Below are 11494 nucleotides of genomic sequence, written 5' to 3' on the forward strand. Positions count from 1 at the left end.
TATTGTTGGTGTTTAGAATTCAACTCTTTTGGCTTTTGACGGCTGTCTGGAATTTTTATGCATGCTTCTGTTTACGGCAGCTGCCTGTTCCCGGATAGTGGGTTTGTCGAACAGGTCACTGACTTTCAGCGCGTCGCCGAACGACTGCTGCAGAAGGCTGAGCATATTGATGATTTTAAGACTGTTGCCGCCTATGGTGAAGAAGTTATCGGTGGTGCTGATCTGATCGGATTCCAGGATCGTCTGCCAGATGTGCAGCAGCTTTGATTCGGTGGCATCTTCCGGTAAGGTCAGGCCAGCACCGTTGCCTGCGTTTATTTCCGGCTCCGGCAGCGCTTTGCGGTCTATCTTTTCGTTGCTGGTCAGCGGGAATTTTTCCATCACTATAAAGAAAGACGGAATCATGTACGCCGGCAGCGAAGCGCCGAGATGAGCGCGCAGCAGTGCGGGATCCAGCTGACGGGCGCTGATGACGTAGGCGCAGAGATACTTATTGCCGCCATTGTCTGTTTTGTCAATTACCAGCGCCTGCTTTATTTCCGGATGTTCCATCAGTTTGTTTTCTATCTCTCCCGGTTCAATTCTGAATCCACGGATTTTTACCTGATGATCTTTCCTGCCGGAGAAGAAGATATTACCATCCGGCAGCCATTTGGCGAGATCTCCGGTTCTATACAGCTTCCGGCCGGGTTCAAACGGATTATCTACAAATTTCTCTGCTGTCAGGGCCGGGTTGTGAAGGTAGCCTCTGGCCAGTCCTTCTCCGGCGATGCAGAGTTCTCCGGGTACGCCGGCAGGCTGCAGCTGCATATGTTCATTGACAATATACAGGCGCGCATTACGCAGCGGCTTACCGATAGGAATATAAACCCCTCTGGGCTGCCCCGGCTGATAACGGTACCAGGAGCAGGATACAGCCGCTTCCGTTGGTCCGTAGGCGTTAACGATTTCCATTTTTTCGTTGAGCGAAATATATTGCTGCAGGGTGGTGTCCTTGATCGGTTCCACACCCACAAACAGTTTATTGACAGATACCGGTGTATTACCCCTGAGCGTTTTATACAGCGGCTGCAGCAGAGACGGCGGTATATAACAGAAGGTAACGCCTTTGGCGGTAATAACGGCTGCGAGCGATTTTACATCGTATACATGTTCCCTGTTTACCAGCACCAGCCTGGCGCCGTGTACCAGCGGAATAAATATTTCCAGTACGCTGGCATCGAAGGAAATGTTGCTCAGGCTGAGACACACATCCGCTGCGCTGAATCCGTTCCGATAGTTGCCGGCATTGGATAATACACTGTTGTAGAAAGAATGATGCTCTATCAGCACCCCTTTGGGTTTACCGGTAGAACCGGACGTATAGATTACATAGGCCAGGCTCTCCGGCGAACGTTTTACCGGCGGCATTGCTGTGACGGCAGCCGGCAGGGCGTCGATGAAAATTTTATTTGCGGCGTAGGACAGGTTGTCGCTCAGCTGCTGCTGCGTGAGTACCAGCAGTGCGCCGCTGTTGTCCAGCATATAGCGTACACGCTCTTCCGGATAATCCGGATCTACGGGAAGATAGGCTGCGCCTGCCTTCAGAATTGCCAGCATGCCTGTAATCATGTCCACGGAACGCTCCGTACATAATGCTATTATTTTGTCGGGGCCTGCACCTGCGGCCTGCAATACTGCCGCCACGCGGCTTACACGAGCTTCGAGCTCCCGGTAGGTGACAGTGCCTTTTTCAGTGTCTACGGCTATATGATCCGGGTATTGTGCTGCACGCTTTTCAAACAGGGTATAAATATCTTTTTCTCCTTCCGGGAATGGCGTATATGCGTTACCGGTAGCATGACTGAACTGCAGGATCTGTTCTTTTTCTGCCGCGCTGATAATGCTGATGTGTTGCAGCTGTATCTCCGGATTGGCGGCTATCTGCGCCAGTACTTCCAGGTAGTGTGCCGCGAAGCGGGTGATGGTGTCTGGTGCAAAAATCCTGGTGGCATATTCAATGCCGCCGGATAATTCACCGTCTTCCGTTTCATGGATTTCCAGCGTCAGGTCCATTTTGGAAATGGTGCGGGGCACAGGAACGGGGCTGACTTCCACATCTGCCAGCTGCAGGAACTGACCCTGGTCGGCACGGTAGGTGAACATATAATCGAAGAGCGGGTTACGGCTCATGTCGCGCGTGATGTCGAGATCATCCAGCAGGGCTTCAAAAGGGTAGTCCTGGTGCTCAAAAGCGCGGAGCGACAGTTCCTTTATCTCCCGCAGAAAATCAGGGAATCGCTTTTCCGCAGCTGGTGCGGTTCTCATCGGGAGTGTGTTCACGAACATGCCCAGCAGTTCCTGTACATCCGCATGGGAGCGGCCGGCAACGGGTGTACCGGTGATGATATCTTCCTGTCCGCTGTACCTGGATAACAGGATGTTATAGGCCGCCAGCATTAGCATGAAGCTGGTAGCTCCGTTGGCACGGCTGATTTCCTTGATGGCGGTGCTGAGCGTTGCAGGTATGGAAAAGGTATACCAGGCCCCGTCATATGATTTTACAGGCGGGCGTACATAATCTACCGGCATATTGAGCAAGGTGGTTTCTTCTTCAAACTGCGCTTTCCAGAATGCTCTGGCAGAGCGGGCTTCAGCGGACTGCAACCATTGCTGCTGCCATACGGCGTAGTCTTTGGTTTGTACTGCCAATACCGGCAGCGCGTCGCCGTTATAGGCGGCGCTGAGTTCCTGCAACAGGTTGCTGACAGCTACTCCGTCTGCAATGATATGGTGAAGGTCCAGCAGCAGGTAATACCGGTCGCTGTCCGTTTTCACGATGGCGGCCCGCAGCAGCGGTGCTGCTGTCAGCGGAAACGGCTGAATGAATGCATTGATAAAATCAGGTAGCTTGTCTGCCGGGCATTCGTGCAGCGGTATGTCTGTCAGCACATCTTCCTGTACCACCTGTATCACTTCGTTATCCCGTATATCGAAAGCGGTGCGCAATATTTCATGCCTGCTGACCAGCAGGTGCAGGGCATCTGTCAGGCGCTTCAGATCCGGTTGGCCGGTAAGGGCGTATACGACGGGTATATTATAGGAGATACCTGCGCCATCAATCTGGTTGATGATATACAACCTCTTTTCTGCCGATGATGCCGGATACCATGCCTGTGGTGTGGCCGGAACAATATGATGATGTGCAGAGCGCACGCCCTTCGCGATACGCGCTGCCATATCCCGGAAGGCAGGGGCCGCGAATATTTCGCGCAGCGGCAGTTCCACATGGAATTGTTTATGGATGAGGGCCGACAGCTGTGCTGCTTTAAGGGAGTGACCGCCCAGTTCAAAGAAGTGATGATGGAGGCTCACGTTTGGTACATGCAATACTTTGCTCCATAGCGCGGCTAATTGCAGCTCTGTATCCGTTACAGGGGCCTCGTAGCCCGCAGCAGCGATCGCTGCTGCCTGGGGCTCAGGCAGCCGTTTACGGTCAATCTTGCCATTGCCGGTCAGCGGGAAGCTGTCCATCAGCAGGAAGAAGGCCGGCACCATATAATCGGGGAGGAAGGCGGAGAGATGCTGACGTAGATCCGTTGGCGTTATGTTCTCCTGTGTGGCTACATAAGCGCAGAGGTATTTATCGCCGGCGGGGTCTTCGCGGTCAATTACCAGTACGTCACTGACCGCAGGATGCGCGAGCAGTTTGCTTTCAATTTCGCCCAGCTCAATACGGAATCCCCTGATTTTTACCTGGTGGTCTATTCTGCCGAGGTACTCGAAATCCGCGTCTGGCAACATTTTAGCGAGGTCGCCGGTGCGGTACAGTTTTTCTCCGGGGATATAGGGGTGGGGGATGAACCTTTCTGCAGTGAGTGCGGAGCGGTTGAGGTATCCTCTGGCGAGGCCGGCGCCGCCAACGCATAATTCGCCTGCACTGCCGCGTGGCATAAGACGGCCGTCTCTGTCCAGTATCACCATCGAGAGTGTAGGGATCGGCTTGCCGATGTTGCTGGCGTTACTGTCGATTTCTTTTGATGTAATTTCCTTGTAAGTCACATGCACGGTAGTTTCTGTGATGCCGTACATGTTTATCAGCCGGCATGCCGGATATTGCTGCTGCCATGCCTTTAGCTTGCCGGGTTTGAGCGCTTCGCCGCCGAAGATGACATACCGCAGCTGCAACGGCATATGGTGTTCCTGCGCCGCTGCGGCGAGGTTGTAGAATGCGCCGGGCGTCTGGTTGAGCACTGTCACCCGTTGCTGCTGAAGCAGCTGCAGAAAGTCGCCTGCATGCTGTGCTACTGCTTTGGACACAATGACGAGCCTGCCGCCGAAGAGCAGTGCGCCGTACATCTCCCAGACAGAGAAGTCAAAACAATAGGAGTGGAACAGCGTCCAGGTATCAGCTGCAGAGAAATCAAAGAGATCTTTTTCGTTGAAGAACAGGCGCACCACGTTGCGATGTTCTATCATCACGCCTTTGGGCTTTCCGGTGGAGCCGGAAGTATAGATGATATAAGCCAGGTCCTGCGGTTTTACGGCTACCGGACGGAAAGCAGCAGCTGCCGGCAGCTGGTCGGTGCAGATGGTATGACCGTTGTAATAGGGCAATGCGGGAATATCAGAGCGGGTCATCAGCACGGCCGCGCCGCTGTCTTCCAGCATGTATTGAATCCTGTCTGCCGGATAATCGGGATCTATGGGGAGGTATGCTGCGCCTGCCTTGAGAATGCCCAGCAATGCCGCTATCATATCCGGACTTCTGTCCAGCAGCACGGCAATAATCCGGTCCCGCGTATCCGGCATCACAGCCTGTATGTTGGCAGCTACCTGGTTGGCTTTCGCCTGTAATACGCCGTAGGTCATCTCTTCGTTATTCCATATCAGCGCAGTATTATCGGGAAATGCATTCGCCTGTTCATCGAAGAAGTGATGTATGCATTTATCTTCCGGATAAGCTGCGAGGGTATCATTGCATTCCGTGAGCAGCCATTGTTCTTCTGCGGGGCTGAGCATGGGGATGGCAGCCAGCGGCTGATCCGGCTGCGTCAGCACGGTAGTCAGTATCTGCAGGTAGTGCTGTAGCAGGGTTTGCACAGTATCCGGCAGAAATAAGCCGGTGCTGTATTCCAGGCTGAGGGTGAGGGACTGATCTGATTGCATGGCTTCCAGCAACAGATCAAATTTGCTGACATGATAGGCTGGCTGTAATGCTTGTGCGGAGCCTGTTTCCACCGGCAGCATTATTTTCTCTTCCTGCAGGAAGGAGAACATAATATCGAACAGCGGATGCCTGCTCAGATCTCTTTTCAGCTGCAGCTTGTCAATCAGTTGCTCAAACGGATAGTCCTGATGTCTTAGTCCGGCAGCGCTGGTCTGGCTGATGGCGGAGAGCAGTTCGCGGAAAGTCTGTTGTCCGGACGGGAAAGTTCTGATAGCGAGGGTGTTGATAAATGCGCCCATCACATTTTCCAGTTCTGCGCGGGTACGTCCTGCGGCAGGAACGCCGATAACAATATCGCTGTTGCCGGAGTATTTATACAGCAGGGTGCTGAAAGCAGCCATGAGCAACTGATGCAGGGTAGTGCCCCATTGTTCGCAGCTTTGTGTCAGCTGGCGGTATACTTCCGCAGGGAGCGTCAGCTGTTCTCTTTTGCCGTGGAAGGATTGCTGTGCGGGCCGGGGGAAATCTGCCGGCAGACTGAGCGCCGGTACTTCGTCTGCAAACTGTTGCAGCCAGTAGTTTTCCTGTTCCTGCAACAAAGCGGTATCCGGACGGTTTTGCTGCCATACGGCGAAGTCTTTATACTGAAGTGTTACAGGAGGCAGCGGTGTGCCCTGATACAGCTGCAGCAATTCTGTGGTGAACAGTTCATTGGACACGGCGTCTGATACGATGTGATGCATGTCGAACAAAAACAGTCCGTTGTCATGGCCATAATCGTAATAATGCGCGCGCAGCAGCGGCGGACTGGCCAGATCGAACGTACGGATGAATGCTGCTGAGTATTGCGCTTCATCTGCTATATCGATTTTTGTATAGCCCACAGCAAAGGGAACTTCTTTTTGAATCACCTGTACCGGCAGGCCGTCGTGCAATACGAAAGCGGTTCTTAGTATTTCATGACGACGGATCATAGCCTGTATCGCCGCTTCCAGGCGTTGTATATCGATATGGCCCTGTACGCGGAATGCTTTGGGCAGGTTGTAGCTGAGAGCAGCGCCTTCCAGCTGGTGCAGGAGATAGAAGCGTTGCTGTGAAGAGGAGAGCGGATAGTAATCCTGTTCCGGTGCAGCAGGAATCAGCGCAGCAGGCTGTTGCTGCAATTGCGCAATCAATGCCGCCTGTTCCTTTAATACCGCATGGCGGAAGAAAAGCGGCAGCGGTATACTGACGCCGAAAGTGCGGAGTATTGCATTGATAGCCTTGACTGCTTTGAGGGAATGGCCGCCCAGTTCAAAGAAATGATGATGACGGCCAGCCTGCGGCACATGCAGTATCTCCATCCACAGGGCCGCTAATTGCAGCTCTGTATCCGTTACAGGGGCCTCGTAGCCCAAAGCGGCGATCGTTGCTTCCCGGGGCTCCGGCAGTCGTTTACGGTCAATCTTGCCATTGCCGGTCAGCGGGAAGCTGTCCATCAGCAGGAAGAAGGCCGGTACCATGTAATCGGGGAGGAAGGCGGAGAGATGCTGACGTAGGTCCGTTGGCGTTATGTTCACCTGTGTGGCTACATAAGCGCAGAGGTATTTATCGCCGGCGGGGTCTTCGCGGTCAATTACCAGCACGTCACTGACTGCAGGATGCGCGAGCAGTTTGCTTTCAATTTCGCCCAGCTCAATACGGAATCCCCTGATTTTTACCTGGTGGTCTATTCTGCCGAGGTACTCGAAATCCGCGTCCGGCAACATTTTAGCGAGGTCGCCGGTGCGGTACAGTTTTTCTCCGGGGATATAGGGATGGGGGATGAACCTTTCTGCGGTGAGTGCGGAGCGGTTGAGATATCCTCTGGCGAGGCCGGCGCCGCCAACGCATAATTCGCCTGCACTGCCGCGTGGCATAAGACGGCCGTCTCTGTCCAGTATCACCATGGACAGCGTAGGGATCGGCTTGCCGATATTGCTGGCATTACTGTCGATTTCTTTTGATGTAATTTCCTTGTAAGTCACATGCACGGTAGTTTCTGTGATGCCGTACATGTTTATCAGCCGGCATGCCGGATATTGCTGTTGCCATGCCTTTAGCTTGCCGGGTTTGAGCGCTTCGCCGCCGAAGATGACATACCGCAGCTGCAACGGCATATGGTGTTCCAGCGCCGCTGCGGCGAGGTTGTAGAATGCGCCGGGCGTCTGGTTGAGTACTGTCACCCGTTGCTGCCGCAGCAGCTGCAGGAAGTCGCCTGCATGCTGTGCTACTGCTTTGGACACGATGACGAGTCTGCCACCGAAGAGCAGCGCGCCGTACATCTCCCAGACAGAGAAGTCGAAACAATAGGAGTGGAACAGCGTCCAGGTGTCAGCTGCAGAGAAATCAAAGAGATCTTTTTCGTTGAAGAGCAGGCGCACCACATTGCGATGTTCTATCATCACGCCTTTGGGCTTTCCGGTGGAGCCGGAAGTATAGATGATATAAGCCAGATCCTGCGGCTGTATAGCTACCTGCCGGAAGGGCATGGCTTCTTTCAGCTGATCGGTGCAGATGGTATGACCGTTATAATAAGGCAATGCAGGAATATCAGAGCGTGTCATCAACACAGCAGCGCCGCTGTCTTCCAGCATGTATTGAATCCTGTCTGCCGGATAATCGGGATCTATGGGGAGGTATGCTGCGCCTGCCTTGAGAATGCCCAGCAATGCCGCTATCATATCCGGACTTCTGTCCAGCAGCACGGCAATAATCCGGTCCCGCGTATCCGGCATCACAGCCTGTATGCTGGCAGCTACCTGGTTGGCTTTCGCCTGTAATACGCCGTAGGTCATCTCTTCGTTATTCCATATCAGCGCAGTATTATCGGGAAATGCATTCGCCTGTTCATCGAAGAAGTGATGTATGCATTTATCTTCCGGGTAAGCTGCAAGGGTATCGTTACATGTTGTGAGCAGCCATTGTTCTTCTGCGGGGCTGAGCATGGGGATGGCAGCCAGCGGCTGCTCCGGCAGTGCCAGTGCGGCAGTCAGGATGTTAGTATAATGCTGCAGCAGGCTTCCGGCGGTAGCCGGCAGGAAGAGGTCTGTGTTATAGGTGAGCTGCAGGCTGGAGTAGTCTGTTTCCAGCAATACGTCACAATAGCCATAATCCTGTGCAGCAGGAAGTGATGCTCCAACGGCGAACATCACATCGAAGAGCGGATGCTGCGGGCGGAGTTTATCTGTGAGTTGGTCAAATGGATAATCTTTATGACGGAGTGCCTGTCCGCAGGTATAGCTGACGTTGGCGAGCAGTTCACTGAAAGCAGTTTTGCCGGAAGGGAAGGCCCTTACGGGAAGGAGGTTGACAAAGGTGTTATTTGCGGCAGCAGGTGTTGCGCCGGCGCCTGCAGCTGCAGGAACGCCCACTACGATATCTTCCTGTCCGGTATATTTATATAAAGCAGCGAATAGGGCGGTAAGCATAATAGCATCCGGGCTGGCATGCTGTTGCAGTTGTTTGCGGCATGTTTCCGGAATGGCCAGATGTACAGTCTGCCGCTGAAAGGAAGGCTGTGCGGGTTGGGGAAAGTCGTTGGGCAGAGACAGTACAGGGGCTTCTGCCGGGAATTGTTCCAGCCAGTATGTTTCCTGTGCAGGCACGTACATGTCTCCTGCGGGGGAGGCGCCTGACAGCAGGTTTTCATACAATGCGCGGAGGCGGCTGACGGAGATGCCGGTGTTTCCTGTGTAGAGGTAGTATGATGTGGAGGATTGTTCCAGAAGGATACACACATGTGACGGGTTTCCGGATGCCAGTTGCAGTAGCTGAACAGGGTAGTCATCCTGACTGTCTGTCGTTGCTGCAGTTGTCAGGGTGAGCGGGTTTGTCTGTTGTGCTGTGAGTATGTCAAAGGCTTTCCGGAGAAGTTGTTTGTCGATATGTCCTTTTATATACGTATAGCCGATACCGTTATTAACTGCCGGCGCCGGAAATAGTTGTCGTTCAAACCAGATTGTACTTTGGTTAGCAGAAATGGGAAACATAGTTTAATATTTGACGCAATGACTTTAATGGTATAACCCGGAAGCTGCAGAATAGGCGAAAAGTGCAGCCTGGGTTAAGTTTGAGAATTATAGTTGTTTTATTCTTATTGTTGGCATTCGCTCAAAAAGAGGAACTCATAAACAATTTCATCATCTAACAGCATCATTTGAAAAACAGGTCATAGGTGCAAAGGAAAACAGGATTACGCGGGAAGTCGTCCGGTTTGCCGGCCGCAGCGTATTGTACGCTGAAGTAAGGCCGCGATGGAATACGGCAATGCTTGCAGCATCATGCAGCGATATGCTACGGGAATGTTCGCTGTTCGGTTGTACAATAAATGAACAGTGCACTACATGACTATCCGCCTGATTATTGAATTTGAATCGATAGCGCAGACATTCGCACATTGTTAAATAAGAGACAGGCTAATCCCTGGGCAGCAGCGGTCGGGCAAACCGTTATTTAGCAGGAACAGCAGTGTCGTGACTAGAAAGAGAAATAGGGCACCGCAGTTCCCGGATTTTCGGGCATTTTTTTCATTTCGTTGTGATTTTTTTCGATAAAAGTTTTCAATATTAAGTTGATCATATGTTCGTGGCAAAGTTGGGCAACAATAATCAACCGGGCATGTTCCGTTTAAAATAAAAAACGCACGCTTTGCGTGGATAGTATTCCGATAATTGAAGGTATAATTTTTTTTGTTGAAAAAAAATATTTCGCCGGGATCATTTTTGAGAACCGGTGGCAATAGTATGGCAAATAGTTATGCCACCTTTATGCAGACTGCATTTCAGAAGATTGTAAAAATTATTGTCAGCGCAGACTAAGTAATTGTTGTTATAATTTTAACGAAAGAGATAGATCAGACCGTTGATGCAGAGGCCCTTTTTTATGTAACAGGGATACAGTTGTTGTAACATGTATGACTGTATCCCCGGTTGTCTGTTACAGGGATTAAAGGCGGGGATATTTCCCCGGGGAAATAACTGCTGTAGTATTGCATTGAGTTGGTGTATGGGCTATCAGCAGCCTGATGAAGCGGCCGTGTATCTAGGACTGTACTTCCCCTGTCATAAAGAAGCCATGATTCAGGAGGGTCCCTGCATCATGGGAGCAGCCGAGAGGATAAAGCGACCCGGGAGCAAGTACTATATCATAGTAAGTGGTATTGATGAGGGTAGCGCCTTTATAGTCTTCCTGTCTTATTGTAACTGTAAAGGTACGGGTAGGGTCCGGATTTTTGATGTAGGTGAACTTGCCGTAAACCCCGAACAGGCATCCGTTGGTAAAGTAATACTGGCATACAAAGAGCGGCCGCGCTGCTAAAGTGTTTGCCTTTACGGCGGGGAGTGAATTATCCTGAATATGACGTTGGTTACCTGGCAGACATAAACCTGCGGCAAGCGCCAGGCTGATGGAAATTCTGGTCAGCATAAAAATGATTTTGAGGGATGAACAATAATTATTTCAAAATAGAGCTAATGTAAAGATAGGGTTATTACGAATTACGAATTACGAATGACAAATTACGAATGCTGTACGAAGATATAAGCGAAAAATGTAGCTGCCGTTATCCGCTTATATCTTCGTACAGCATTCGTAATTTGCCATTCGTAATTCGTAATTCCTAAATGAGTGCCTCTCAAATAAGAGGGGTTTTTGCTATATTAGCACCAACGCCATGCACCGTATTGATTTTCAGCAGCCAGCCAGATAGTTTAATGTACGATAGTATCTATACAGACCGATCATTGTTTCAGCGCATTAGTGAAGGCGATGAAGAAGCCTTTGGTATCCTTTTCAACAGTTCCCTGCAAACCCTGGAACCTTTTATCAGAAAGCTGGTAAAGAAGCAGGAAGATGTGAAGGAAGTGATACAGGCTACCTTTATGCGGGTATGGCTCAGCAGGGATAAGCTGGCGGCAATAGAGCAGCCGCGTGCCTGGCTCACCAGGGTAGCCGCCAATGAATGCTATACCCTGCTCAGGAAGGAAGCCACTGAATTCAGGTTGCGGCAGGCCGCGCAGGAGTCTGTAATGCCTGATACGGATACCGGTCAGTTCAGTTTCAGGGAGCTGCAGCATATCATTGAAGAAGCTGTCATGCAGCTGTCGCCCCAGCGGCGGCGTATATTCCAGATGAGCCGTAACCAGGGGATGAAGATCCCTGAAATAGCCGAAGCACTTGATCTTTCTCCTCATACCGTTAAAAATGCCCTCGTCGCTTCCCTGAAATTCATAAGGGAGTATCTGCAGCGTTACGGGCATACTTTCCCCCTCATTTTCCTGATGATGATCTGCCGGTAAAAATTTTTTTTTATCCGGATAGGTCCTT

Annotated in this window: 3 protein-coding genes and 2 pseudogenes; 1 reads left to right on the plus strand and 4 read right to left on the minus strand. The window is 51.5% G+C overall.

Features of this window, described 5'->3' with window-relative positions:
- Positions 1 to 12 precede the first annotated feature (12 nt).
- The 4 genes and pseudogenes from GWG06_RS30825 to GWG06_RS10105 form a co-directional block, all read right to left on the minus strand.
- Positions 13 to 3513 carry a non-ribosomal peptide synthetase gene (locus GWG06_RS30825; RefSeq protein ID WP_420826296.1) on the minus strand — a complete coding sequence of 1167 codons (3501 nt, stop codon included), beginning with the start codon at positions 3511 to 3513 and terminating at the stop codon, positions 13 to 15.
- A pseudogene (locus tag GWG06_RS30830) lies at positions 3493 to 5001 on the minus strand (non-ribosomal peptide synthetase); the annotation flags it as partial. The pseudogene GWG06_RS30830 and the gene GWG06_RS30825, both read right to left, overlap by 21 nt.
- Positions 4984 to 9159, minus strand: a pseudogene (locus tag GWG06_RS30835) (amino acid adenylation domain-containing protein); the annotation flags it as partial. The pseudogenes GWG06_RS30835 and GWG06_RS30830, both read right to left, overlap by 18 nt.
- Positions 9160 to 10210: 1051 nt before the next feature.
- On the minus strand, positions 10211 to 10594 hold the full coding sequence (locus GWG06_RS10105; protein ID WP_160713004.1) for a hypothetical protein: 384 nt from the start codon (positions 10592 to 10594) through the stop codon (positions 10211 to 10213).
- Positions 10595 to 10911: 317 nt separating this feature from the next.
- On the opposite strand from GWG06_RS10105, the gene GWG06_RS10110 reads away from it, so the two are divergent.
- Positions 10912 to 11466, plus strand: a complete 555-nt coding sequence (locus tag GWG06_RS10110) for an RNA polymerase sigma factor (protein WP_158631344.1) — start codon at positions 10912 to 10914, stop codon at positions 11464 to 11466.
- Positions 11467 to 11494 lie beyond the last annotated feature (28 nt).

It is taken from the genome of Chitinophaga solisilvae (assembly GCF_009928525.1).
Taxonomy (GTDB): Bacteria; Bacteroidota; Bacteroidia; order Chitinophagales; family Chitinophagaceae; genus Chitinophaga; species Chitinophaga solisilvae.